The sequence below is a fragment of the Microvirga soli genome (assembly GCF_016734765.1).
GTDB lineage: Bacteria > Pseudomonadota > Alphaproteobacteria > Rhizobiales > Beijerinckiaceae > Microvirga > Microvirga soli.
The window spans coordinates 23,926-48,839 of sequence record NZ_JAERQE010000024.1; the positions used below are offsets into that span (position 1 = coordinate 23,926).

Consider the following 24,914-nt stretch of genomic DNA (forward strand, 5'->3'; position numbering starts at 1 on the left):
CAAAAGCTTGACCATTTTCCCAAACTCTGACGTCGGAAGCTAGTGCCGAGAAAGTGCCCTGGTGCTAAGGTCGGCGGACCTGCTGATAGCTGAGTATAAGGAACTTCTCATGGCCCGATCTCTGTTGCGCACGGTCTTGGTCGCCGTGGGTTTGATGGCAGGCGGATATTCTGCACAGGCGCAGAAAAGCTTCATACACGGCGACCTAGCCAGTCAGGCCGTACGGCTGGAGCAGGCCCTTAGGATCGAAGGTGGACGGCTGACAGGCGGCAAGCCAGCTCAGCAGCTGCAGCAGGCGGGAGAGGCAAGTCTGGCTCGAGGTAATCCACGTCAGGCATTGGATCTCTTCGCTGCCACCATTGCTGTGGAGCCTGACAATGCAGCGGGCTGGTACAGCTATGCCAGAGCGGCGCTCGCGATCAATCCAGGCAATAACTGGGATGAGCGCTACAAGCTGCAGGAGCGTCAGGCCACGGCGGCATATGCAGCTTACCAACGCGCAAGCACGCCTAACGACGAGGCTATGTCGCTTGCGCTTCTTGGCGAGGTCTATGCGGCCCAGCAGGCGTGGCGTCCATCTCTCAACGCCTATGCGGCGAGCTTAAAACTTCAAGATAATCCTGATGTACGCTCGACCTACGAGCAACTCCGCGAGGAGCACGGCTTCAGGGTGACTGACTTCAAGGTGGACTCCGACTCGGCTTCGCCCCGTGTTTGCTTCCAGTTCTCCGATCCGCTGACGGCCGGCAAGGTGGATTTCGCTCCCTACGTGGCTGTCTCTGGCAACGCCAATGCGGCAGTATCAGCCGAGGGACAACAGCTCTGCGTCGATGGTCTGAAACACAGTGAGCGCTACGCCATCGTCCTCCGGCAAGGACTGCCGTCGGCTGTGGGAGAAAGCCTGATCAAGGCGGCGGATTACGAGGTCTATGTTCGGGACCGTGCACCCCAAGTCCGTTTTACCGGTCGCAATTACGTGCTGCCGAGCACGGGGCAGGAAGGCATCCCGGTCGTGTCGGTGAACACGTCAAAAGTCGATGTCGAGGTCTATCGGATTGGCGACCGCAACCTTCTGCCGACCGTGCGGTCCTACGATTTTCTTGGACAGCTCACCCGCTACTCCGCCGCCGAAATTGCTCGCGACAAGGGCTTAAAGATCTGGAACGGCACGCTCGATACGGGCTCCGCTCTCAATCGGGACGTGGTCACGGCCTTCCCTGTCATGGAGGCGGTCGGCAAGCTCGAGACTGGCGTCTACGTGATGACCGTGAAGCCTCATGACGGCACGGCGACAGATAACGAAAGCGCCGAGGACTACGAGAGTATCGCCACGCAATGGTTCGTGGTGTCCGACCTCGGTCTGACGGCCTTCACCGGCAAGGGTGGCGTGCAGGTCTTCGTGCGCTCGCTCGCTGGCGCCGAACCACGTGCCAACGTGGAGGTGAGGCTGGTCGCCCGCAACAACGAGGTTTTGTCGACGAAGAAGACCGACGCCATGGGAGTCGCCGTCTTCGATCCGGGTCTCGCCAGAGGCGAGGGCGGGCTTGCGCCGGGCCTCGTGGTAGCGACGGAGGGGGTCGATTATGGTTTCCTCGACCTCGGTACCGCGGCGTTTGATCTGACCGACCGGGGTGTGAAGGGACGGACTGCGTCCGGCGCTGTCGATGCCTACCTCTATACGGAGCGCGGCGTTTACCGGACCGGCGAAACTGTGGCGCTGTCAGCGCTCCTGCGGGACGCGAAGGGCGCCGCAGTCCCAGGAGTGCCGCTGACTATCGTCGTGCGGCGACCCGACGGCGTCGAGTACCGTCGAGCTCTGGTCGAGGACCAAGGCCTTGGCGGCCGCGCCTTATCAATCCCCATCCTGCCGGGATCCTTACGTGGCACTTGGCGGATCGCCGCCTATACCGATCCCAAGGGTTCATCGGTTGGTGACGCAAGTTTCCTGGTCGAAGATTACGTGCCCGAACGGCTGGAACTGACCCTTACGCCGAAGGTGGATGCTCTGCGGCCGGGACAGCCGGCTCCCATTGATTTGGCGGCGCGATATCTCTACGGCGCTCCCGGGGCAGGACTCTCGGTTAGCGGCGAGGTCACGGTCGCGGCGGCAACCGCGAGCGGCATCAAGGGGCTCGAGGGTTACACGACCGGCCTTGACGACGAGACGGTCGATGCTTCCACGGCAGAGATTGAGCAGAGTGCCACGACGGATGCACAGGGACGTGCCAATCTTCAGATCCCTGTGCAGGACATGGCGGCACCGCGCCCGACCGAGGCGAGGTTCACCTTACGTGTGGCTGAGGCTGGCGGACGGGCAGTGGAGCGCAGCCTGACGCTGCCGATCCTGCCGAAGGGTCCGGTGGTGGCCGTACGTAAGAATTTTGCCGGACAACTCGGGGAGGGGGCGAACGCCACCTTCGATGTCGTTCTTGCAGATCCGACGGGCAAGCGACTTGCCAGCGGCAACGTCACCTGGAGCCTTTATAAGATCGAACGACGCTATCAGTGGTACAATTCCGATGGGCGCTGGGGTTACGAGCCGGTCAAAGCAACACGCCGCGTGACAGATGGGCGCATCAATGTAACCGCCGATACGTCAGGGCGTATTTCGGTTCCCGTAGAGTGGGGCACCTACAGGCTCGACGTGAGTGCCCCCGACCTCGGCGAAACAGGGCAGACCAGTCTGTCCTTCACGGTGGGCTGGTCCGGAGACCAGACGGCCGACACGCCAGACCTTCTCGATATGAGCCTCGACAAGGCGAGCTATCGCGCCGGCGAACCCATGCAGCTGCGCCTCAACCCGCGTTACAAGGGCAAAGCGACGCTGGCTGTCGTCAGCAACCGGGTGCACGACATCCGCGTGGTCGATGTGGCAGCGGAAGGCACGAATGTCAGCCTGCCTGTACAGCCCTCTTGGGGTTCGGGGGCTTACGTCATTGCCATAGCACATCGCCCCCTTGATCAGACAGCGAAGCGGATGCCCGGACGGTCGTTGGGGACAGCCTGGTTCGAAGTCGACCGTGACGCTCGAAACCTCCAAGTGAGCCTGAACGCCCCGAGTAGTGCCCGACCTCGGGGAAGTTTGACCATGCCGATCAAGGTTGCCGGGCTGGCACCAGGCGAGGAAGCGCGGATCACCGTCGCGGCAGTCGACGTGGGAATCCTCAACCTCACGCGTTATGAGGCGCCGAACCCAACGACCTATTTCTTCGGTCAGAAACAACTCTCCTCTGAGATCCGGGATCTCTACGGCTATCTTATTGACGGCATGCAAGGCACTCGCGGGGCCATCCGTTCGGGCGGCGACATGGACCCGAAGGCCCTCGACGGCATCCCGCCGACTCAGGAGCCGCTGGCACGCTTCTCAGGTGTGGTGATGGTGGAGCCAGATGGCTCCGCCAACATCAATTTCGATCTCCCTGCCTTCAACGGTTCCGTGCGGGTCATGGCTGTCGCCTGGACGAAGGACCGCGTTGGCAGTTCGAGCGCCGACGTGATCGTCCGCGACCCCGTCGTGCTGACAGGTACGCTCCCCCGTTTCCTGTCCGTCGGCGACCGCTCTCGCTTCTTCATGCAGATCGACAACGTGGAGGGGCCTACTGGAGATTACACGGTCGATCTCGACATCCGCGGCCCGATCATCGTAGCGGCGGATGCCCTGAGCTCCACCATCAAGTTAGAAGCAAAGGCAAAGGGCAGCCTCATCATTCCGGTCACTGCAGGCGGTCAGGGAACGGCGGAAATCGACATCGTCCTCAAGGGCCCAGATATCCAGGAGCTGAGGCAGAGCTTTGCTATTTCTATGCAGCCCGGGACCGGAGCCCTTGCAAGGCGAACTGTGCAGACGATGGCACCGGGAGGGAAACTCACTATCTCGAAGGATCTCGTCGCTGATATCCTCGCAGGCACCGGAACAGTCTCGGTCTCAGTCTCGCCGCTTGCGAGCCTCGACGTGCCGGGCCTTCTCAAAGCCCTCGACCGCTATCCTTACGGCTGCACGGAGCAGGTCGTGAGCCAGGCCTTGCCGCTGCTCTATGTCAATCGACTTGCCGAGGAGGAGAACCTCTCTCTCGATGCTACAGCCGATGAAAGGGTTCGGCAGGCGATCGAACGCGTTCTGGCGCGGCAGGCCTCCAACGGGTCATTCGGCCTCTGGTCCGTTGGCGGTGACGATCTGTGGCTGGATGCCTACACCAGCGACTTCCTGACCCGAGCGCGGGAGCGGGGCTTCACGGTGCCGCAAGTGGCGTTCAACCTCGCCCTCGACAGGTTGCGTAATTTCGTCGCCAACACGACCCAGGTGGAGGAAAATGCAGCCAGTCTCGCCTATGCGGCTTATGTGCTGGCCCGTAACGGCCGCCCGGTCATGGGAGATCTACGTTATCTCGCCGATACGAAGATCGATGAGTTTGCGTCACCCCTCTCACGTGGTCAGATTGGTGCGGCGCTCGCTTTGCTTGGCGATGGTGCCAGAGCTCAGAAGGCTTTCTTGGCTGCTGTTGATCTCTTGCAGAGTTCTCAAGATGCCGGGAGTTACCGTCCAGATTATGGCTCACGCTTGCGGGATGGGGCAGGGCTCCTGGCCCTTGCCTCGGAGGCGAGTAACTTGCCGGCGATCATGCAGCCGGTCGCACGAGTGATCGAGGAGGAACGGGGCACCCGGCGGACCAGCACGCAGGAGGACGCTTGGCTGGTCATGGCCGCGCAGGCGATGGATCGCGGTGCGGAAAATGTCGTCCTTACGGTCGATGGCGCCGGGCATCGCGGAGCGTTTTACCGCACCTACAAGGATGCCGTGCTCGATAGCGCCTCAATTAGCCTCGCCAATGCCGGACGCACCCCGGTCCAAGCGGTTGTGACTGTGGCCGGCAATCCCGTTGAGCCTGAGCCCGCTCTGTCACACGGTTATGCGGTGGAACGGAGCTATTACAGGCTCGACGGCAGTGAGGTCCAGCTCACTTCCGTGCCGCAGAACGAGCGCCTCGTGGTGGTACTGAAAGTCACTGAAGCAGAGGCAAAGGAGGCACGCTTGCTGTTGGTCGACCGTTTGCCTGCAGGGTTTGAGATCGATAATCCGAAGCTTGTGGACAGCGATACGGTGGCAAACCTTTCCTGGCTCAAGCGGGATGTGGAGCCGGCGCATACGGAATACCGCGACGACCGCTTTGTCGTGGCCTTTGACCGCAAGCCGGATCAGCCCGCTTTCTTCACGGTCGCCTACATGGTCCGTGCCGTGTCGCCTGGAACCTATGTTCACCCATCGGCACAGGTTGAGGACATGTACCGGCCCGAACGCTACGGCCGAACGGGCTTCGGTTCCGTCGGGGTCGTGCAGGTGCGCCAACAGTGACGAATAAGCGACAACGCCAGCAAGCAAAGTGGGGACTTATCCTTGCCACTACTCTTGCGCTTGTCGTTTCCATTCCGGCTCTCGCCCTGCGGCACTTTACTGAGAGCTTGGGGCCGCTTGATCTGACCGTTGTAGAGAACCGCTCAACAGTGGTCCTTGATCGCCATGGACAGTTACTGCGTCCCTTCGCGATGAAAGGGGGCCGCTGGCGCCTTCCGATCGAGACAGATGATGTCGATCTACGCTATCTCGCCATGCTCAAAGCATACGAGGATGGGCGGTTTGACCGCCATTCTGGCATCGATCCCCTAGCGCTCCTGAGAGCGGCAGGGCAATTCGTCGCCAACGGCAGGGTTGTGTCCGGTGGGTCTACATTGACCATGCAGGTGGCACGCCTCTTGGAGCCCAGGGATGAGCGTACGCTCTCTGCAAAACTTCGCCAGATAATCCGGGCGGTCCAGCTGGAGAGCCGCCTTTCGAAGAACGAGATCCTGCGTCTTTACCTCACGCTGGCACCGTATGGCGGCAATCTCGAGGGCATGCGGGCTGCAAGCCTATCCTATTTTGGACGCGAGCCGAAGCGCCTATCGTTCAGTGAGGCTGCCCTTCTCGTCGCTCTGCCACAATCGCCGGAGACGCGCCGTCCGGATCGCTTTGCCCAAGCAGCATTGATTGCCCGTAACCGGGTTCTTGACCGGGCTCGAGAGCGTGGCGTCATTTCAACGGCGGAGGCTGAGGCCGCGAAGGCCGCGCCTATACCTGACGCCCGTCGACCTTTCCCGATGCTGGCAGCCCATGCGGCAGCGGCTGCTGTCGCGGAACGGCCAGATCCAAATACGCATCTACTCGCCATCGATGCCCGATTGCAAGCAAACCTTGAGCAACTGGCGCGAGAGCGGGTCGAAAGGCTCGATTCCAAGCTGTCCATCGCCATCTTGGTGCTCGACAATGCGACGGGCGAAGTGCGTGCCCAAGTCGGCAGTCCCGATTACATGAGTAAGGAACGGGCGGGCGCCATCGACATGACGCTCGCAATGCGTTCGCCTGGCTCAGCTTTGAAGCCTTTCATTTATGCGCTCGCCTTTGAAGGTGGTCTGGCCCATCCAGAGACACTTCTCGACGACAGGCCCTCCCGATATGGGATCTACCAGCCAGAGAACTTCGATCTTGCCTTCCAGGGCACGGTGACAGCACGCAAGGCTCTGCAGATGTCCCTCAACCTGCCTGCGGTCGAACTCCTAAACGAACTCGGGCCGGCCCGTTTGTTGGCGCGTCTGCGGGATACGGAGACCGCTATTGTGATACCGAAAGAGGCAGCCCCCGGCCTTGCTGTCGGCCTCGGCGGCCTCGGCATTACGCTAACTGACCTGACACGACTCTATAGTGGCCTCGCGAGAGGCGGGGAGATGCCACATCTCGTGCGCTACACCGGTGAGCTAGCGGCATCGACGCAGGGGCGACGCATCGTCGACCCTGTCTCAGCGTGGTACGTCTTCGATATCCTGCGAGGAGCTCCACCACCGGACAACGCGCTTGCCGGACGAATTGCCTTCAAGACTGGCACGTCGTACGGCTATCGCGATGCTTGGGCCGTCGGATATGAACGGCGGTTTACGGTAGGAGTTTGGGTTGGCCGGCCAGACGGCACGGCTGTACCTGGCCTCGTCGGCCGTTTGATCGCGGCGCCAATCCTGTTCGATGCCTATCCCCGTCTCGGTGTCGAGCCGGAAGCCTTGGCGGTACCTCCCTACGCCTTGCAGGCCACGACCGCCACCCTGCCGCCGCCCCTGCGCCATATCCGCCAAGATGTGCCGAAGACGATCGCCTCGACCGTACAGGCGCCTCTCAAAATTGCGTTCCCACTTGACGGATCGCGGGTCGATCTTGGCCTCTCGCATCCGTCAGATGAGAGGGGCAGCCTAGTCCTCAAGGTGTCAGGCGGGGTTCCCCCTCTAACCTGGATGGTGGACGGGGCTCCCGTGGAGATCAGCACCCTGCGACGCGAGGCATTCTGGCAACCGGAGGGGGCCGGCTTCGTTCGCCTTTCCGTAATAGACGCAAGAGGCGCCACGGACAGTGTCGTGGTGCGGCTGGAGTAGGCCAAGTATGGCCTCGACAGGGAGGCCTAGGGCAACTGGATCGTATACTCGGAGAGCATAAGGTTCTGTGGGGCAACCCGTGAGAATCTCCTCCGGACACCCGACGGTCAGGCCCGATCAGTGGCAGTACAATGAGGACCAAGATGGTAGGCGGTACTGTTGCCCCACAATTCCTTATGCTCTCCAAGAGGGGACGACATGCCTATTACTAAGGCAAGTAATACGAAAGTTCTGCATAACTGATAAACAAACAGGCTTGTTTGTTTGTAATTTGCCTGCCACTCTTCAATGCCACGGGAGAAACAGAATGAAGCCCCGCGGCCGTAGGAAAACACAGCAGGAGCGTACCGCTGACACAACGCTCAAGCTGCTCAACGCGACTATCGCTCTGCTGCATGACCGTGGGCTCTACCGCATGTCGACGTCCGACATCGCAGAGGCTGCTGGAGTGTCGCGAGGTGCATTGACGCATCACTTCAGCTCGAAAGAGGAAATCATCGCGGCGGCAGTATCCCATCAACTGCGCAATGCGACGGCCGGCCTTCACAAGATGGCCGAGGGGATACGTCAGTCTGGAGGGACGTCCGACGAGATCGTCGACTACCTGTGGCGGATGATGAAGGACCGCCTGTTCTACGTGACAATGGAGTATTTGCCTGAGGCAAGGCACAATGCAGAGTTTCGCACGGCTATCATTCCGGTCGTCAAGGAATTTCATGCAGGTCTCAATTCCGTATGGGCGGAGCTCGCCGGGCAGGTTGGCGTCGAGGTCGAGCATGCGCTCGTCCTGATGAATGCGACGATGTGCCTGATCCGCGGGATGATCGCTCAATCCGCCACGAGAGACGATCCGGCTTACTTCGATGCGCTGCTCGATTTCTGGAAGGAGCAGATGCGCCGTGAGTTCATGCTGAGGAATGACGAATACCCCACAGGTGCGGGCGAACCGAAGCAGAGCCTGGCTGCCCTTGAGATCTCGGCGGCGAGGTTACGGCATCAGGGAGCGACGAAAGGGCGATAAACGTGCATGCACACGCGAAGACACCCATGGTAGCAACCCACGATACATCTACATATCCCTTGGCCGTTGAAAGGGTTCGTCTGGCTTTCGGAGGACTGAAGGCGTTGGACGGGGCGTCGTTCCATGTCGAGCCAGGGGTGGTGACCGGACTGATCGGGCCTAACGGTGCCGGAAAGACGACGATGTTCAACGTCATATCCGGCCTTTACAGGGCAAATTCCGGATCCATTAGATTCATGGGCCATTCCATTGAGCGCTTGAGCCCTCATAAGATCACCCGGCTCGGGCTTGTTCGAACGTTTCAGATTGCGCGCGGCTTTCCCAAGCTCACCGTCTTTGAGCACCTGATGGTCTATGGTGCGCAACAGCCTGGCGAAGGCATCGGTACCGCCCTGGCCGGATCGGCGAGCGCGCGACAGCGTGAGGCGGAATTAGCGGAGAAGGCCTTGTCCATCGCTGCGCGCCTGCGGCTTTCCCACGTCATTGACAACAAGGTGACAGCTCTCTCTGGGGGGCAGAAGAAGCTCTTGGAGATTGGGCGAGTCCTGATGGCCGAGCCTCGCATGATCCTGTTTGACGAGCCGGCAGCCGGCGTGAACCCCACGCTCGCGGAGGAAATCGGCGACCATTTGCTCGCGCTCGTATCCGAGGGCATGACGGTGCTGCTCATCGAGCACGACATGGCGCTGATCGAGCGCATCTGCAAGCGCGTCATCGTGATGGCGCAGGGCCGGACGCTCGCTGAAGGAACCTTCGACGACGTACGAGAAAACCGCGACGTTCAGGATGCGTACCTTGGAGGACGCAGATGAGATTGCTGGATGTCGAAGGTATCGTTGGCGGCTATGCCTCAGCCGAGCATATCGTAAAGGGTGTGGCCCTGAGCGCGGATGCGGACGAAGTCGTTACCATCATCGGGCCAAATGGTGCCGGCAAGTCGACCGCGCTGAAGCTGATCTCCGGATTGCTGTCCCCGTCACAAGGGAGGGTTTTGATCGGCGGCGAGGACATCACGGGTCAGTCGCCGCAGGCCATTGCAAAGGCGGGCCTCGGCTTCGTGCCGCAGGAGCGCAATGTATTCGGTTCGCTTACAGTCGCGGAGAACCTCGAAGTCAGCTGCCTCTTCGAGCGCAGCGCGGCAAAAAAGCGGATGGAAGAGGCTTATGGACGATTTCCGATGCTGTCCGACAAACGACGTGTCTCGGCCAAGAGTCTGTCAGGCGGACAGCGTCAAATCCTCGCTATGGCGATGGCTCTTATGGGCAAGCCTCGCGCACTTCTGCTCGACGAGCCTACGGCGGGTCTCAGCCCGAAGGCAGCGCACGAGCTCTTCGAATACATCCGCAGTATCGCTAAAGAAGGCATAGCGATCCTCATGGTTGAGCAGAATGCGCTTGAGTCTCTCGAGGTCTCCGACCGCGCCTATGTACTCGTCGATGGACGAAATCACCTCGATGGGCCAGCCGAAACCGTCGCTAACGATCCCGATATCCGCCGTCTTTTCCTGGGCGGACGCGCGACCAAACCGACCGGGGTGGACCAGCAGGCCAATCCCCCGCGGCACTGAAGAGGACAGTATCATGACAGATATCACGCGCAGACATATTCTCGGCACTGGCATTGCCTTTGCCAGCACAGTGGCAATGCCGGCGATCTTGCGGGCCCAGACAGGTCCCATCAAGCTCGGAACGCTGACCCCGCTCACCGGCTCGGGAGGCTCCTATGGCCCGGCCATGGCGGATACTGTGAAGAAGGCCGCTGACGAGATCAACAAGGCAGGCGGCATTCTCGGACGTCAACTGCTCATCATCTCGGAAGACGATCAGACCAGCCCTGAAGCGGGTCTGCGCGCCGCCCGCAAGCTCATCGATATCGACAAGGTCTCCGCCATCATCGGCACCTGGGCCTCCGCGGTTACCACGGCGGTTGTGCCGGTGTGTTCGCAGTCCGGCGTGTTCCTCTCAACTGTTTCCGGTGCCGAGCCGATCACTCTCCTCCCCCACCAGGGTTTTCTGATCCGGACGCAGCCGACCACGACCCTGCAAGGAACTAAGTTTGGAGAGTTTGCCCTCGGCGCCAACGCCAAGACAGTGGCGTTCGTCTCGCCGCAGACGCCCTTCACCGAGTCGCAATATGCGGCACTGACCAAGACCGTCACAGCGGCTGGCGGAAAGACCACCTCACTGATCTACGACGACAAGAAGACGACCCTGCGCACCGAGGTCGATCAGGTGCTGCGCGGCAAGCCTGATGCGATCGTGATGGGCGGCTATACCAACGATACTGCCGTGCTCGTCCGCGATCTCTACCGCGCCAACTATCGCGGCAGCCTGTTCGGCTTCGGTTATTCCGTGAACAAGCAGCTTGTGGACGCGCTTCCGGCAGATGTGAGCGAAGGCATCTACACCCTGTCTCCGTCTCCTGCCGAAGGCAGCAACGCCTACAAGAACGTGGCGCGCCTCCTCGGCGTCGACTCGCCCGATACGTATAGTTGCCAAGTCTACGACCACCTCAACCTGATCGCCATGGCCATGGCGGTTGGCAAGGGTGACACCGGCACCATTATCAAGGACAACGTGCGCAAGGTATCGCAAGGCGGCGGTGAGCGCGTCGAAACCGCAGTCGATGGGCTCAAGCTGATCGCCGACGGCAAGAAGGTCGACTATGACGGCGCTTCCGGCCCCTGCGACTTCACCGACATCGGCGACATCACCGATGCTAAGTTCCGCTACGAGCAGGTCAAGGGCGGTAAGATCATCCTGCTGAAGATTGCGTGATGTTCGACGCGGTCCTTCAAGCTCTTGTCAATGGCGTGATCGCCGGAGCGCTCCTGGCGATTCCGGCGCTCGGCTTCAGCGCCATCTTCGCGGTGTTGCGGTTCCCGAATTTCGCGATTGGTGCGTTGGCCACGGCCGGCGCATACATCGCCTGGATCGCGAACGTCAACTTCGGTCTTCCCATCGTCGCGGCGATTGTCATTGCCTTCGTGAGCGCGGCGATCTTCGGGGCAGCGCTTGAGTACGGTGCGCTGGAGCGTCTTGGACGGGGCGGAGCGCTGATGAAAGCCATCGGGTCGCTTGCCATGTCGATGGTGATCGAGAACATAGTTCGCTTTTTCTTTGGCAACGATTTGCGGGCGTTCGACCTTCCATTGGCCCGCGATCTTGTCTTCGGCCCGATCCGGATCGGGCCGCAGCAGATCACCAACTTCATCTTCGCTCTTGCCATCATGGTTGCGATCTGGGCCTTTCTGTCGTTCTCGTCGCTCGGACGCTCAATGCGGGCGGTTGCGGACAATGCCGACCTGGCGCGGTTAAAAGGCATCAACCCCCGCTTGATAGCGCTGGTAACTGTCGCAGTCGGGAGCGGCTTATGCGGCGTCGGGGGCACGCTCATCGGCTTGGATACGTCCATCGATCCTCTTCTGGGAGGACGCGTGCTCCTTTCGGTATTCGCGGCCGCGGTTCTGGGCGGCCTCGGAAGCATTCCCGGCGCTGTGGCGGGTGCCTTTGTCATCGGTATGGTAGAAGAGATCACGGTGCTTGCGCTGGCTCCCGCGTACCGCCTCGCCGTCGGCTTCATCGTCATCCTTGTAGTGCTCGTGATCCGGCCTTCAGGTCTCCTCGGTAGCAAGGCGGGCTGACAACATGCTGACCTATATCCTGTTCACGCTCGTCGTCGGCTCGATCTATGCGCTGTTGGCGCAGAGCCTGATGCTGTCCTGGGGACTGGCGGGGCTCGTCAATCTCGGCCTTGCCGGATTCTTTGCGGTCGGCGCCTATGCTTCGGCCATGCTCACCACATGGGAACAAGCACCGATCCTGGTCGGCGTTTTCGCAGCTGTGCTGGCTGGAGGCTTCGCAGGCCTGCTGGTGTGCTTCTCGACCCTTCGCCTGCGGGACGACTATCTCGCGATCGTGACGCTCGGCTTTGCCGAGATCGTGCGGATCGTGGCCTCAAACGAAGTCTGGCTCACCGGAGGCACTGATGGCATCTCCGGCGTTCCGGTGATGATCGCCCGTGACACGGGAATCTGGTTCCATCTCGGGACCCTGTTGATCACCGTCGCGGCCGTTATCCTAGTCTACGTGCTTCAGCGCAGGCTCCTCGCGTCTCCTTGGGGACGGGCGTTGCGTGCTGTCCGGGAGGACCAAACCGTTGCCTCGGTAGCAGGCAAAAGCATCGTGCGCTTCAAGGCTCAAGCCTTCTCCCTCGCGGCTGCGATCGCAGGTCTGGCGGGTGCCCTCTACGGCCACTACACGAGCTACGTCGCGCCGGATCAATTCCAGCCACTGATCACGATCTATATTTTCCTTGCGGTCACAGCCGGTGGAAACGCTCGCCCGGCGGGTGCAGTGCTCGGTGCCTATCTTCTCGTCGCCTTTCTTGAGGCGACACGTTTTCTGGCCGAAATCGCTCCTGGCGTAACGGCCCTGCAAGCCGCCGCCCTTCGCGAGATCGCCGTCGGTATCGGATTGGTTTTCGTGCTGACCTTGCGTCCCGACGGCCTTCTTCCCGAACGTTCACAGAAAGCTCCTGCCTCATGAACAACCAATTGCTTCAGGCCTACCTCTCCGTCACCGACGCAATCGCGCAGGACGCCTCGCCTGAGGCGGCATACCGTGCCGTCGAAAGGGCCATCAACGACCTGATAGGCCACGGTCTCTTCACCATCCTCGTGCGTTGCGAGGGCGGTGAGGAGGTCGAGAGGGTCTACTCGTCCCAGCCGGAAGCCTACCCTGTGCAAGGCCGCAAGCGCATGGGGCCGACGCCCTGGGGTGATCTCGTGCTGACGCGCAAGCAGACCTTCCTCGGTCGCGACAAAGAAGCGATCCGCTGGGCTTTCCCCGACCATGAGCTGATCGAGAGCCTCGGGCTCGGCTGCGTCATCAACGTGTCCGTGCAGGAAGGCGGGGAGATCCTCGGAACCCTAAACGTCCTGGATGAGGAGGGGGCCTATTCGAGCGAGGATCAGGTTGCCATCGTGCGCTCCTTCACACCGTTGCTCATTTCCGCCCTGACGAAAGCCCGCAAGTAAAAGCCATTGCTCATAGGAGACATGCATTGTCCGCAATCCTGTTCAAGAACGCCAGCGTCCTCGACGGACGGAGAAACGAAGCTCTTGCAGATCAAAACGTTCTCGTGGAGGACGGCGAGATCCGGGAGGTGTCTGATGGCCCTATCACAGCTTCGTCCGCCCGCGTGATCGACCTCGCCGGCAAGACCTTGATGCCCGGCCTGATCGATTGCCACGTTCACGTCATCGCCACCGTCGCCAATCTCGGCGCCAACGCCGAGTTGCCGAACACGCTCGTGGCGCTGCGCTCCGCCAAGATCATGCGCGAGATGCTGATGCGCGGCTTCACCACCGTCCGCGATCTGGGCGGCGCCGATCATGGCCTCGTCATGGCGATCGAGGAGGGGCTTATCGAGGCTCCGCGACTCGTCATCTGCGGCAAGGCGCTCTCACAAACCGGGGGCCACACCGATTACCGCGGCCGATACCACGCCCGCAACGTCGACTACTACGCGGATAAGGCCGGCAGCCTCGGTCGCGTCGTCGATGGTGTGGACGACGTCCGCCGGGCTGCCCGCGAGGAGATCAAGGCCGGGGCCCAGTTCATCAAGATCATGGCCAATGGTGGTGTGTCGTCGCCGACAGACCCCATCGCATTCCTCGGCTTGTCCGCGGACGAGATCCGCGCTGCGGTCGAGGAGGCGCGCAACGCGCAAACCTATGTCGCCGCTCATCTTTACACGGATGAGGCCATCCGCAGGGCGGTGGAGCTCGGGGTCGAGTCCATCGAGCACGGCAACCTGATCTCGGCCGAAACAGCGCGGCTTGCGAAGGAAAAAGGCGCTTATGTGGTGCCGACCAACGTGACGTTTGATTATCTTGCCAAGGAAGGCGCCTCCTTCGGGCTGCCGCCGGAATCGGTGGCCAAGATCGAGGACGTGCGCAGCCAGGGCCTTGCTGCACTTCGAACGCTGCACGATGCAGGGGTCATGATGGCCTACGGCTCGGATCTGCTCGGCGAGATGCACCAGCATCAATCCGATGAGTTCCTCCTGCGTGGTGAGGTGCTGCCTGCGATTGAGGTTATCCGCTCCGCCACGGTCAACGCCGCCAAGGTCGTCAAACAAGAGGGAAAGCTCGGTGTGGTCGAGGCCGGTGCCCATGCAGATCTCATCGTCGTCGACGGCGATCCCTTGAAGGATCTCGCGCTTCTCACTGGCCAAGGGCGGCACATGCCGGCAATCATGAGGGCAGGACGTTTCGTGAAGGATGAGCTGGCAGCCTGATCGACGGAGCCGGTCGGACGGCCCGTCCGGCCTGCCCGCCGGGCTTGGATCGCCCTTGGCCCCGTGCCCGGCCGCTTCGACAGTACGCCTCGTGCGGTAACGGCCGTCCGGCAGGCTCGCAACATAGGAGAAACCCGAGATGCGGCTAACCGATTTCAAGGTTCTGACCTTCGACTGTTACGGAACTCTGATCGACTGGGAAAGCGGCATGGTCGAGGCCCTGAAGCCCCTCACCAGCACGACGGACCGGGCTCTCACGCGGAACGAAATTCTAGAGGCTCATGCGCGCCATGAGTCATCGCAGCAGCGACAGACGCCGTCGATGCTCTACCGGGATCTCTTGAGCGTTGTCTACAAACGCCTCGCCGAGGAATGGGGCGTCCCTGCCTCACACGAGCAATGCGTCGCCTATGGCCGCTCCGTTCCCAACTGGCCCGCTTTCCCAGACTCCGCCGACGCGCTCCAGTACCTCAAAAAGCACTACAAGCTCGCGATCCTGTCGAATGTCGACAACGAGACATTCAGCCACAGCAACCGGCGGCTTCAGGTTGAACTCGATGCCATCTTCACCGCAGAAGACATCGGATCGTACAAGCCGAACCTGCGGAATTTTGAGTACATGCTCGAGAAGCTTCAGGGCATAGGGCTCGCCAGGGCCGATATCCTTCATACGGCGGAAAGTCTGTTCCATGATCACAAGCCGGCCAACGATATGGGGCTTGCATCATGTTGGATTTACCGGCGCAAGCAGGAGACGGGCTTCGGAGCCACTATGGATCCAGGCGAAACGCCGAGTTACGACTTTCAGTTCACGAATATGGCCGAATTGGCAAAGGCGCATCAGGAGCAGGTCAGCTAATGCCAAAGCCGGCAACGCGATTGACCCTTGAGTACGGAGATGGGAACGTTCCGGCCAGACACGTGCCGGGACATCACTGCCGGTATCGGATGTACCTGCGGTTCCGCCCCGGATCTCCGACCAACGAACGCTCCCGGATGCCGGCCGCATCGAAACGCAGTCACTCCAACGAGAACGAGCTCCACACCTAGAGCACCAGAAAGGGAACCCACATGACCCACACCCGCCGGCAATTCATAGGCACGATTGGCGCCGCTACGGCGCTGATTGGTGCCCCATCCATCCTTCGTGCGCAGGCCCAAGGCACATTCCGGATCGGAGCGCTCTGCCCAGTCACCGGATCCGGCAGCCCGTTTGGTTCCGGTATGCAGAAGATGATCATCGCCGCAGCCGAGGCGGTGAACGCCGCCGGCGGCGCCGCCGGGCGCAAGATCGAGATCGTTTCCGAAGATACCCAGACGAGCCCTCAGGCGGCAGTGCTAGCGGCGAAGAAGCTCATCGACGTCAACAAGGTTCAGGCGGTTCTCGGAACTTGGTCGTCCGGAGTTTCGCTCGCGGTCGTCCCGTTGACCAATGACGCCAACATCATCCTCATGAACACGTCCGGCGCGCCGGCACTCTCCATGCCTCCCGCAAACGCCAAGGGACTGTCCTATCGGTTCCAAGCAACCAACGACCGATTCGGTCGCGCCTTTGCGGAGATCTGCGAAAAGGAAGGGTTCAAGCGGCCCGCGACGATGGCCTTCAACAATGCTTCCGGAGTCGGCAACACGGAAGGCTTCCGCAAAGCCTGGGAGGCCAAGGGCCACAAGCTCGTCGAAAGCGTCGTGTACGAGCCAAACCAGCCGACTTATCGCTCAGAGCTGCAAAAAGTCCTGGCAGCAAACCCTGATGTGATCGTCACGGGCTCATACCTGGCCGACACCACGATCATCATGCGCGAGTGGTATCAGAGCGGCCAGCCAGTCAAGTGGGTCATGCCGGGTTGGGCCGCCAGCCCCGATCTCGTGAAGGCTGTCGGCCCTGACGTCGTCGAGGGGGTCATCTCTGTCGACTCGGTCTCGAACGAGAATGCTCCGTCCTACAAGGCCTATGATGAAGCCTACCGGAAGGCGACGGGACAGCCGGGGCAGTCAAACGTGTATGCGGCCATGACCTGGGATATGGTGCATGTCCTGGCACTGGCAATCGAGGCGGCCAATGGCACGGACATGGCTGCCATCAACGCCAAGATCCGTGAGGTCTCCAACCCCGCGGGGCAGCAGGTTTATACCTATGCGGAGGGCAAGGAGGCGCTAAAGAAGGGCAAGATCAACTTCGAAGGTGCCTCGTCGGTGCTGGATTTCGATCAATACGGCGATGTGACGCCCGACTTCGGCGTCTTCTTCATCGAGGGTGGTCAGCTCAACCGCCGCTATGTCGTCAAGATTTAGCGGCCGCTCCTAACGCCCGGCTCAGTCCACTGGGCCGGGTGCTGTCCTGGGTCCCTCTGCGGAGAGGACCCCGTTTATAGGTTGTCCATGTTCTATGCCCAGCTCCTTGTAAACGGTCTGGTCCAAGGCCTCGTCATCGGCTTGGCGGCCCTGTCGATCACGCTCGTGTTCGGCATCGCCCGGTTTCCGAATGCAGCCACCGGCGACTTCATGACCTTCGGTGCCTACGCGGCGCTATCCGCCCATAAAGCGACCGGATCAATCGCGATGGGGGGCTTGGCTGCCATTATCGCGACCGGCGTGATCTCCCTCTTGGCCTATCTGGCCGTGTTCCGTCGCCTAGCCGAGCGATCTGTGGTCGCACTGCTGGTGGCGTCGATCGGCATCGCGTTTTTCATCCGAGCGGTCCTGGGCGTTGCCTTCGGGCACAGCCAACAGGTCTTTCAGGTCCCGCTCTCGCGTCCCTATGTATTCGGCAGTGTCAGGATTACGCCCCTTGACCTGCAACTGGCAGCCGTTGCTCTCGCAGCTCTCGCGCTCGTTTTTGCAATCCTGTACCTGACGCCCATCGGACGTCAGATGCGGGCCGTCGCGGACAACCGGGACCTTGCGCGGGTTTCCGGCATTCGGCCAGATCGCGTGATGATCGCGCTCTGGCTGCTCGCGGGAAGTGTGGCGGGCGTTGCCGGCATGATGCTGGGGATCAAGACGATCGTCACACCGGAATTCGGCTGGGAGATGCTGCTCCCTGCCTTCACCGCGGCTATCCTAGGCGGCATCGGGTCCCCGGTCGGCGCCGTTGTTGCCGGCCTGCTCCTGGGCGTGGTGCAGGAGGTTTCAACCCCGTTCGTCGGCTTCACCTACAAGATCGCCTTAGCCTTCATCATCATGCTGGCCGTGCTTCTCGTACGGCCGCGGGGCCTGTTCGGCCGACTGGAAGGAGCACGCTGATGGAAGCCTATTTCATCGCGATCGGTATCATTGCCCTCATCTATGTGATCCTGAGCCTGGGCCTGACCCTGCAATATGGCCTGACAGGCTTGATCAACTTCGGGCACGTCGGCTTCTTTGCGATCGGGGCCTATACCAGTGCCCTACTGGCCCTGAAGGGCGTGCCACTGGTTTTCAGTTTCGCGGCCGCTGCCGCCCTGGCCGGTCTCGCCGCCTGGCCGCTCGGCCTCGTGTCCCTTCGGCTGCGGGACGACTATTTCGCGATCGTCACGCTCGGGTTCTCCGAAGTGGTCAGGATCGTCATCACGAGTGAGAGGTGGCTGACAAACGGCGTTCAGGGCCTCCCCGGCATCCCGCGGCTCTACGAAGGCTTGGGAGGATCTGCGGCTCAGTTGGCCGTCTTGGTCACGGTCTTGGCCGTAACTCTCGTGGGGGCATGGATCATCCGTCGCATCGCGGGCTCGCCGTTCGGGCGCCTCATCGAAGCCATCCGCGACAACGAAGAGGCCGTGCAGGCACTCGGAAAGGATCCGGCCCGGTTCAAGGTCCAGGTGCTTGTGGTCGGTGCCGCGCTCGCCGGGATCGCGGGCGCATTCTACGCCCATTACATCACCTATATCGTCCCCGATCAGTTCATCCCGCTTGTGACGTTCTACGTCTGGATGGCGATCATCATGGGCGGCGTCGGGCGCGTTTCCGGTGCGATCGTGGGTACCGCCATCCTAATGCTTTTCCTGGAGGGGTCACGCTTCCTGCGCGACATCGTTCCCGGAGTTTCCGAAGTCGATATGGCCTCGGTGCGCATCGGGGCGGTCGGTCTGCTTTTGGTGTTGTTCATCATGTATCGCCCGCAGGGTCTCATGGGGGATTATACGAAGCGATGAGCCTTGAGATCCATGACATCAGCAAAGCCTTCGGAGGCTTTCGCGCCCTCGACGGCGTCCGCCTGACCATCGAGACCGGCAGCCTGTTCGGCATCATTGGTCCTAACGGGGCCGGGAAATCGACCCTGTTCTCGGTCGTATCGGGTTTCGCTCGTGCCGATGAGGGGCAGATCCGGTTGGATGGACAGTCCCTCGACAGCCTGTCGCCTCCGGCGCGTGCGCGTGCCGGGATGGTTCGAACATTCCAGGTACCACGCGAGTTCCGGCATCTAACCGTTCGTGAGAACCTGATGGCGGCAGCGCCGAAGCAGACGGGGGAAAGCCTGTTGGGCCTTTTCTTTCGTCCAGGCCGGGTGCGTGAGGAGGAGGGGGCGATCGCTGAACGTGTCAATCAGACGATCCGCTTTCTTAAACTGAGTGCAGTGGCGGATCAGCCCTCCGGAAAGCTATCGGGAGGTCAGAAGAAGCTGCTGGAACTCGGCCGGGCGCTGATGGTCGAGCCGCGCCTGATCCTGCTGGACGAACCCTTTGCCGGCGTTAACCCTGTGCTGATCGGCGAAATCATGGAGCGGATTACCGAACTCAACACGCGCGGAATTGGCTTTGCCATAATCGAGCACGACCTCGAGGCACTGACCCGCCTTGTGCCACAGCTCGCGGTCATGGATCGGGGCAAGGTCCTTGCGCAGGGTGCGCCGCAGGCGGTGCTCGACGATCCGCTCGTCCGGGAAGCGTATCTGGGAGGTGTCTCGTGACGCTGCTGGAAATCGATGAGGTTCGTGGCGGGTATTCCGAGGTGGATATTCTCAACGGCATTTCGCTCTCGCTGCAAGAAGGGGAGATCCTGACGGTCGCCGGGACGAACGGCGCCGGAAAATCGACGCTCGCAAAAGCGATCGTCGGCCTGTTGCCCCGTGTGCAGGGCCGTATCGTCTTTGAGGGAGCAGACCTGGCGTCGCTTCCGACCGAGGCTCGCATCGCGTGCGGCATCGGCTATGTGCCGCAGGTAGCGAACGTGTTCGGCTCCCTGAGCATCCTTGAGAATCTCCAAGTGGTTGTTGGGGTAAAGGATCAGGGCAAGCGGATTGCTGAGTTGTTCGGGGTGTTCCCGCTCCTGGGCGAGCGCAAGCGCACGCGGGCGGGCAGTCTCTCCGGCGGCGAACGTCAGCAACTGGCGTTTGCACGCGCGCTGATGACGCGCCCCCGCCTGATGATCCTCGACGAACCCACGGCAGCCCTTGCGCCGGCGAAGGTCGTGGACGCCTTCGAGCTGATCCACCGGCTGCCAACCCTCGGTGTTTCGGTGCTCGTGGTGGAGCAGCGGGCCCGCCAGTCGCTTGCGATTTCCGACCGAGGCTGCATCTTGGATGGAGGACGGGTTGCTCTTGCCGGCGAGGCGGCGAACTTGCTGGCAGATGATCGAGCCGCCGAGCTCTATCTGGGACGAGCTACACATGGATGAAGAACAGAACTGACTAGGCCGGCGCATCGCGGATCAGGGTAACGCATCGGCTCATATGCCGAACTTGTCGCGCCCTCGCTGTCAAGCCAGGAACTCAATCACCGTCGAGGCAAAGGCTTCTGGCTGCTCAATGTTCGAGATATGAGCCGCATCAAAGAATACCGCGTTGGAATTTCTGATCGATGATGCGATCAACTGACCGTCCGCCGGTTTAGTTGCTGGCTCACGCGAGCCGATGATAACCAGAACCGAGTTGGTGATGCTGCGGATTGCTGTCCGTTGATCCATGTCGCGGATAGCTGCACAACATCCCGTATAACCCTCGACCGAGGTCCGCAGAATCATGGCGCGCATGCGATCCATGGTGGCAGGCGCGACTTGTCGGAAATGCTCAGGAAACCAGCGTTCAATCGTCGGCTCGACGAGTGCCTCTATTCCATCTCGCCGTGCTGTTTCAATACGCCCGTTCCACAGTTCGACCGGTCCCATGTAGGCAGCCGTGTTGGCGAGCACCGCTTTGTCGATGCGCTCTGGCGCATGTGTCAGCATCCACATGCCAACCATTCCGCCGAGAGACAGCCCGCACCAGTGCGCCCTCTTGATCCCGAGCGCATCCATGACGCCGATGGCGTCCCGGCCGAGTTGTTCTATGGAATACGGTTCTGCCGAGACGACACTGCTGCCATGGCCGCGCTGATCGTAGCGGACTACACGAAACCGCTGGGACCAGACCGACACCTGATCGTCCCACATGGAGAGGTCGGAGCTGAGCGAATTTGAAAGAAGAAGAACCGGCGCGGTCGCAGGTCCATCAAGTTTCACGGAAAAATTATCCCCATTTACGCGGATAACTGCCATGATCGCAGGTCCCTTAGTTTAGTCGACCCTGAATAACCCACAACTGATTGAGGTTGAAGGATTCTTCACCTTTGCGAAGCATTGTAGAATGCCGGCATCTGGGAAGTGCCCCGATCAAAACCGGTGTTTTGCCATGGGACCCAAGCCGACGATGCTGAGCTCCGGCGATCTCTACCGCAGCCGCCTCGACCAGATCCTCGACCACCGTCACGAGCTGTTTCGCCTGGGCCTTGTTGCATTAACTCGGAAAGGGCAAGACGGACCCAGTTGATTGAGGCACTCAGGCCGAAAGGCCGAAGAGCTGGTTCACCAGACGGATTTCGCCTGTTACGCCGGGCTGTGTCCGGACGCAATGGCTGCGGCGGATCATGCGCATAACCTCAAAGCCCTTCAGGGTCGCAGAAGCGGTTTTCATTCTCTGGAAGCCGCGCGTCGGCCGGATAAGACGCTTGAGCGCTCCGTGATCCGCCTCGATGATGTTGTTGAGATATTTTGAGGTGCGGTGTTCCACATCCCTCGACAGCAGGCCTTCGCACTGCAGGCGCCGGATCGCCTTCGGATAGGACGCCAGTTTGTCGGTTGTGATCGAGGATGGGGGATAGTCGCTCACCGCCTTCAGGGCTTTGCGCATGAAGCGATAAGCCGCTCCCGTATCGCGCCGTTCAGACAACATGAAGTCGATCAACTGCCCATGCTTGTCGACCGCACGAAACAGATACTTCCATTTCCCGCCAACCCGCACATAGGTCTCGTCAACCCGCCACGATTCAGATCGATAGCCCTGATATTGGCGAACTCGCTTTTCAAGCTCTGGGGCATAGCGCTGTACCCAACGAAAGAGGGTGGATGGGTCTACTTTGACACCGCGCTCCTGCATCATCTCAGACAGATCGCGATAGCTGATCCCGTACTTGCAGTACCAGCGCACGCACAGCAGGATGATCTCGACGGGAAAACGGCGGCGCTTGAACAGAGACAATGGAGCGGCTCCTTAGACAGCCGCCCCGGTTAAACTGCCAAGGTTAATGCAACGGAACCGACATTGGCAACCCTCAAGGCCCGGTGGGGCAAGATCGTCCGCCCCCTCATCGCAGAGCATCACGGCCGTCTGGTGAAACTGATGGGTGATGGTGTGCTCGTCGAATTCGGCAGCGCTGTCGACGCCGTCCAATGTGCGATCACATGGCAGGAGCAGATGGCACAGGCCAACGGGGGCCTTCCAGAAGCGAGCTGGATCTTATTGCGGATCGGCATCAATCTTGGAGACGTCATCATCGAGGAGGGTGATCTCTTCGGCGACGGCGTCAATGTGGCGGCCCGCTTGGAGAGCTTGGCCGAGCCAGGAGGAATCTGCCTGTCCGGCAGTGTCTACGACCAGGTCAAGCGCAAGCTCCCGACCGACTTTGCTGCCCTTGGTCCGCAGATGCTCAAGAACATTGCGGAGCCGGTGCATGTCTACCGGATCAGGCTCGGCAACTCGGCCAAGCCAGTAACAGCCAGCCAGGTCGATGAGCCCTTGGCGCTCCCAGCCAAGCCCTCGATTGCGGTCCTTCCCTTTACGAACATGAGCCAAGACACGGAACAGGAGACCTTCGTCGATGGCCTGACCGAGGATCTCATCACGGATCTGTCGCGCCATTCCGAACTGTTCGTCATCGCACGCCACTCGACCTTCGCCTATAAAGGCAAGGCCGCCGATGTCCGTCAGATCGCTCGCGATCTCGGGGTGCGCTACCTCCTTGAGGGCAGCGCCCGACGGGCGGCTGAGCGGGTGCGCATCAACGCCCAGCTTGTTGATGTCAGCAGTGGCGAGCACCTGTGGGCAGAGCGATTTGACCGCGAACTTGAAGATATCTTCCGTGTCCAGGATGAGGTGATCGGTCGGATTGTGGAGGCTCTGCTTGGCCGGCTCGTGGCACCGCCTCCGCGGATCCGGCCCACAGACCTGAGGGCGTACGATCTGTGCGTGCGCGCGCGGGCACTGGTCGGAAGGTCGCCAGAAGCAGAGCGCGAAGCCACCCTATTGCTTGAACAGGCCATTGCCCTCGATCCTGGTTATGCCGAGGCATATCGATGGCTGGCCTTCAATCTTTGGACAACGTGGGTGCACTGTGGTGGTCCCATCGAGCCGAATCGGCATCGAGCTGTTGAGTTGGCAGAGAGAGCGGTTGCGTTCGACCCGCATGACGCGGGTAGCCGTTGGGTTCTCGGCCTTCTGTTGGCGTATGAGGGACGCTGGTCAGAATCGGATGCAGAGTATGCGACCGCGCTGAAGCTCGATCCGAACCATGCCGACGCCTGGGCGATGCAGTCTGAGCTTCTGACGTACAATGGACAGTCCACCGCTGCCATCGAAGGAGTTCAGAAAGCGCTTCGCCTGAATCCACATCCGGCGGGATGGTACTACGGCATCGTCAACTTAACGCTTTTAGTTGCGCTTGCCAGTGTTTAGGTCCGGAGCGGGGCCACGCATTTTCAATAGTTTAGACCCATGGCGGAATAGCTGGAGAACTGCGGAAAACGGCCTCTACTCAGTTAAGTTGACGGTGCCCCATGGCCTGCCGGCGAACGGACGAGGCGATCTTCCAAACGGTTATCCGCCAGGTTGACGACATTGTCCTTGTCACGGACGATGAAATGCAGGCTGCGGCCCGTTGGCTCTGGTTTGAATTCGGCATTGCCGCCGATCTGTCGGGAGCGGCATCGATCGCCGCCTTGAAGGCCGGGAAGGTTCCGCGTTCAGCAAACGATCACGTTTGCGCCTTGATCTGTGGCGCAGGAACAGATGGGATGGCATAAATGGAAGCCGCATGAGACCATCATGCGGGTTGCATCTAGAGACCGCATGCTGCCAGGCGGCGGGAGAATGGCTCACGAGACTAGGAAGGTAAGGGGTTATCGATGACACAAGTCCTGTGGCAAAACCTTACGGCCGCTGAGCTGCGCGACCGTGCCGGCCGCGGAGCCATCGTGCTCCTGCCTGTCGCATCCACCGAGCAACACGGGCCGCATCTTGCCACGGGTGTCGACGATGTCCTCTGCTCGGAGGTTTGCCGCCGGGCTGCGCTGAAGCTTGCAGGCCAGAACGCCCCAGCGGTCGTCGCACCGACAATTGGAATCGGCCTTGCCGAGCACCACATGGCTTTTGGCGGCAGTCTCACGCTTACCCTGCCAACGTACCACGCGCTCCTGCGCGATCTATGCGGCTCCATCCTGCGAGCCGGGTTTGGCAGGATACTGATCGTCAATGGGCACGGCGGCAACATGAGCGCCCTGAATGCCTTGACGGTTGAACTCACGCGGGAGCTGACAGCGCCGATCGCCACCACATCCTACTGGCTTCTCGCCGATGAAGCATTCGCAGAGATCCTTGAGGATCAGCAGTCCGTCCTGCACGCCTGCGAGGCCGAGACCTCGATGATGATGGCAGTTCGGCCAGATCTGGTCGACGTCGCAGAACTACCCAATGCCCTGGGGCCACAGGCAAGCGGAGCGGGTTCTGTGCTGAGTCCGCCATTGCACCGCTGGCGATCATTTCAAGAGTTCGCCCCGACCGGGGTGATCGGTGATGCCCGTCGCTCTTCGGCTGCCAAGGGCGAGCGTCTCCTGGAGGCGGCCTCAAGCGCCCTTGCAGACCAACTGGCCCTCGGCAAACCGTGGAACTGAATATCTCTTAACTTCTCTCAGCCCCTTC

General features: G+C 61.0%; 21 protein-coding genes. 19 read left to right on the forward strand and 2 right to left on the reverse strand.

Annotated elements, in window-relative coordinates; all coding sequences use genetic code 11:
- Nucleotides 1-109 precede the first annotated feature (109 nt).
- The 16 genes from JKL45_RS18665 to JKL45_RS18740 all read left to right on the forward strand — a co-directional run bounded on the left by JKL45_RS18665 (nt 110) and on the right by JKL45_RS18740 (nt 20,362).
- Entirely contained in the window at nt 110-5,350 is a 5,241-nt protein-coding gene (locus tag JKL45_RS18665; protein ID WP_201863088.1) for an alpha-2-macroglobulin, read from the forward strand.
- Nucleotides 5,347-7,449, forward strand: coding sequence for a penicillin-binding protein 1C (gene pbpC, locus JKL45_RS18670; RefSeq protein WP_201863089.1), 2,103 nt, complete (start codon nt 5,347-5,349; stop codon nt 7,447-7,449). The genes JKL45_RS18665 and pbpC overlap by 4 nt, the downstream gene beginning before the upstream one ends.
- A 307-nt stretch (nt 7,450-7,756) precedes the next feature.
- Nucleotides 7,757-8,470: a TetR/AcrR family transcriptional regulator gene (locus tag JKL45_RS18675; RefSeq protein ID WP_201863090.1), complete on the forward strand. Its 714-nt coding sequence runs from the start codon at nt 7,757-7,759 to the stop codon at nt 8,468-8,470.
- A gap of 26 nt (nt 8,471-8,496) precedes the next feature.
- Nucleotides 8,497-9,282: an ABC transporter ATP-binding protein gene (locus JKL45_RS18680; protein WP_201863091.1), complete on the forward strand. Its 786-nt coding sequence runs from the start codon at nt 8,497-8,499 to the stop codon at nt 9,280-9,282.
- Nucleotides 9,279-10,037: an ABC transporter ATP-binding protein gene (locus JKL45_RS18685; RefSeq protein ID WP_201863092.1), complete on the forward strand. Its 759-nt coding sequence runs from the start codon at nt 9,279-9,281 to the stop codon at nt 10,035-10,037. Before JKL45_RS18680 ends, JKL45_RS18685 begins: the two co-directional genes overlap by 4 nt.
- A gap of 13 nt (nt 10,038-10,050) precedes the next feature.
- Nucleotides 10,051-11,247, forward strand: coding sequence for an ABC transporter substrate-binding protein (locus JKL45_RS18690; protein ID WP_201863093.1), 1,197 nt, complete (start codon nt 10,051-10,053; stop codon nt 11,245-11,247).
- A complete protein-coding gene (locus JKL45_RS18695) occupies nt 11,247-12,113 on the forward strand; it encodes a branched-chain amino acid ABC transporter permease (RefSeq protein ID WP_201863094.1) in 867 nt (288 codons plus the stop codon). The genes JKL45_RS18690 and JKL45_RS18695 overlap by 1 nt, the downstream gene beginning before the upstream one ends.
- Nucleotides 12,114-12,117: 4 nt before the next feature.
- Nucleotides 12,118-13,017 (forward strand): branched-chain amino acid ABC transporter permease, encoded by a 900-nt coding sequence (locus tag JKL45_RS18700; RefSeq protein ID WP_201863095.1) that lies wholly within the window; start codon nt 12,118-12,120, stop codon nt 13,015-13,017.
- Nucleotides 13,014-13,508 carry a GAF domain-containing protein gene (locus JKL45_RS18705; protein ID WP_246498678.1) on the forward strand — a complete coding sequence of 165 codons (495 nt, stop codon included), beginning with the start codon at nt 13,014-13,016 and terminating at the stop codon, nt 13,506-13,508. Before JKL45_RS18700 ends, JKL45_RS18705 begins: the two co-directional genes overlap by 4 nt.
- A gap of 26 nt (nt 13,509-13,534) precedes the next feature.
- On the forward strand, nt 13,535-14,773 hold the full coding sequence (locus JKL45_RS18710) for a metal-dependent hydrolase family protein (RefSeq protein ID WP_201863096.1): 1,239 nt from the start codon (nt 13,535-13,537) through the stop codon (nt 14,771-14,773).
- A gap of 139 nt (nt 14,774-14,912) precedes the next feature.
- Nucleotides 14,913-15,632 (forward strand): haloacid dehalogenase type II, encoded by a 720-nt coding sequence (locus JKL45_RS18715; protein ID WP_201863097.1) that lies wholly within the window; start codon nt 14,913-14,915, stop codon nt 15,630-15,632.
- 212 nt (nt 15,633-15,844) lie between these two features.
- Nucleotides 15,845-17,065, forward strand: coding sequence for an ABC transporter substrate-binding protein (locus JKL45_RS18720; RefSeq protein WP_201863098.1), 1,221 nt, complete (start codon nt 15,845-15,847; stop codon nt 17,063-17,065).
- Between the two features lie 87 nt (nt 17,066-17,152).
- A complete protein-coding gene (locus tag JKL45_RS18725; protein WP_201863130.1) occupies nt 17,153-18,016 on the forward strand; it encodes a branched-chain amino acid ABC transporter permease in 864 nt (287 codons plus the stop codon).
- Nucleotides 18,016-18,900 (forward strand): branched-chain amino acid ABC transporter permease, encoded by an 885-nt coding sequence (locus tag JKL45_RS18730; protein WP_201863099.1) that lies wholly within the window; start codon nt 18,016-18,018, stop codon nt 18,898-18,900. Before JKL45_RS18725 ends, JKL45_RS18730 begins: the two co-directional genes overlap by 1 nt.
- Nucleotides 18,897-19,655, forward strand: a complete 759-nt coding sequence (locus JKL45_RS18735) for an ABC transporter ATP-binding protein (RefSeq protein ID WP_201863100.1) — start codon at nt 18,897-18,899, stop codon at nt 19,653-19,655. Before JKL45_RS18730 ends, JKL45_RS18735 begins: the two co-directional genes overlap by 4 nt.
- A complete protein-coding gene (locus JKL45_RS18740; RefSeq protein ID WP_201863101.1) occupies nt 19,652-20,362 on the forward strand; it encodes an ABC transporter ATP-binding protein in 711 nt (236 codons plus the stop codon). The genes JKL45_RS18735 and JKL45_RS18740 overlap by 4 nt, the downstream gene beginning before the upstream one ends.
- Before the next feature lie 81 nt (nt 20,363-20,443).
- Here JKL45_RS18740 and pcaD read toward each other — a convergent pair whose 3' ends face one another.
- Together pcaD and JKL45_RS18750 are read right to left on the reverse strand one after the other, a co-directional pair.
- Nucleotides 20,444-21,220 (reverse strand): 3-oxoadipate enol-lactonase, encoded by a 777-nt coding sequence (pcaD, locus tag JKL45_RS18745; protein WP_201863102.1) that lies wholly within the window; start codon nt 21,218-21,220, stop codon nt 20,444-20,446.
- A gap of 280 nt (nt 21,221-21,500) precedes the next feature.
- The gene (locus JKL45_RS18750; protein WP_201863103.1) at nt 21,501-22,199 is read right to left on the reverse strand and encodes an IS6 family transposase; all 699 of its coding nucleotides are present in this window, start codon (nt 22,197-22,199) and stop codon (nt 21,501-21,503) included.
- A 63-nt stretch (nt 22,200-22,262) separates the two neighbouring features.
- On the opposite strand from JKL45_RS18750, the gene JKL45_RS18755 reads away from it, so the two are divergent.
- The 3 genes from JKL45_RS18755 to JKL45_RS18765 all read left to right on the forward strand — a co-directional run bounded on the left by JKL45_RS18755 (nt 22,263) and on the right by JKL45_RS18765 (nt 24,886).
- Nucleotides 22,263-23,672 carry an adenylate/guanylate cyclase domain-containing protein gene (locus JKL45_RS18755; RefSeq protein ID WP_246498679.1) on the forward strand — a complete coding sequence of 470 codons (1,410 nt, stop codon included), beginning with the start codon at nt 22,263-22,265 and terminating at the stop codon, nt 23,670-23,672.
- 101 nt (nt 23,673-23,773) lie between these two features.
- Nucleotides 23,774-24,019, forward strand: a complete 246-nt coding sequence (locus JKL45_RS18760; protein ID WP_201863104.1) for a pyridoxal-phosphate dependent enzyme — start codon at nt 23,774-23,776, stop codon at nt 24,017-24,019.
- A gap of 102 nt (nt 24,020-24,121) precedes the next feature.
- Nucleotides 24,122-24,886, forward strand: a complete 765-nt coding sequence (locus JKL45_RS18765; protein ID WP_201863105.1) for a creatininase family protein — start codon at nt 24,122-24,124, stop codon at nt 24,884-24,886.
- Nucleotides 24,887-24,914 lie beyond the last annotated feature (28 nt).

Excerpts from the sequence above, each read along its gene's own strand:
- JKL45_RS18665 (WP_201863088.1), top strand. The coding sequence starts at position 110 with ATGGCCCGATCTCTGTTGCGCACGGTCTTGGTCGCCGTGGGTTTGATG.
- JKL45_RS18675 (WP_201863090.1), top strand. The coding sequence starts at position 7,757 with ATGAAGCCCCGCGGCCGTAGGAAAACACAGCAGGAGCGTACCGCTGAC.
- JKL45_RS18680 (WP_201863091.1), top strand. The coding sequence starts at position 8,497 with ATGGTAGCAACCCACGATACATCTACATATCCCTTGGCCGTTGAAAGG.
- JKL45_RS18685 (WP_201863092.1), top strand. The coding sequence starts at position 9,279 with ATGAGATTGCTGGATGTCGAAGGTATCGTTGGCGGCTATGCCTCAGCC.
- JKL45_RS18690 (WP_201863093.1), top strand. The coding sequence starts at position 10,051 with ATGACAGATATCACGCGCAGACATATTCTCGGCACTGGCATTGCCTTT.
- JKL45_RS18695 (WP_201863094.1), top strand. The coding sequence starts at position 11,247 with ATGTTCGACGCGGTCCTTCAAGCTCTTGTCAATGGCGTGATCGCCGGA.
- JKL45_RS18700 (WP_201863095.1), top strand. The coding sequence starts at position 12,118 with ATGCTGACCTATATCCTGTTCACGCTCGTCGTCGGCTCGATCTATGCG.
- JKL45_RS18705 (WP_246498678.1), top strand. The coding sequence starts at position 13,014 with ATGAACAACCAATTGCTTCAGGCCTACCTCTCCGTCACCGACGCAATC.
- JKL45_RS18715 (WP_201863097.1), top strand. The coding sequence starts at position 14,913 with ATGCGGCTAACCGATTTCAAGGTTCTGACCTTCGACTGTTACGGAACT.
- JKL45_RS18720 (WP_201863098.1), top strand. The coding sequence starts at position 15,845 with ATGACCCACACCCGCCGGCAATTCATAGGCACGATTGGCGCCGCTACG.
- JKL45_RS18725 (WP_201863130.1), top strand. The coding sequence starts at position 17,153 with ATGTTCTATGCCCAGCTCCTTGTAAACGGTCTGGTCCAAGGCCTCGTC.
- JKL45_RS18730 (WP_201863099.1), top strand. The coding sequence starts at position 18,016 with ATGGAAGCCTATTTCATCGCGATCGGTATCATTGCCCTCATCTATGTG.
- JKL45_RS18735 (WP_201863100.1), top strand. The coding sequence starts at position 18,897 with ATGAGCCTTGAGATCCATGACATCAGCAAAGCCTTCGGAGGCTTTCGC.
- pcaD (WP_201863102.1), bottom strand. The coding sequence starts at position 21,220 with ATGGCAGTTATCCGCGTAAATGGGGATAATTTTTCCGTGAAACTTGAT.
- JKL45_RS18760 (WP_201863104.1), top strand. The coding sequence starts at position 23,774 with ATGGCCTGCCGGCGAACGGACGAGGCGATCTTCCAAACGGTTATCCGC.
- JKL45_RS18765 (WP_201863105.1), top strand. The coding sequence starts at position 24,122 with ATGACACAAGTCCTGTGGCAAAACCTTACGGCCGCTGAGCTGCGCGAC.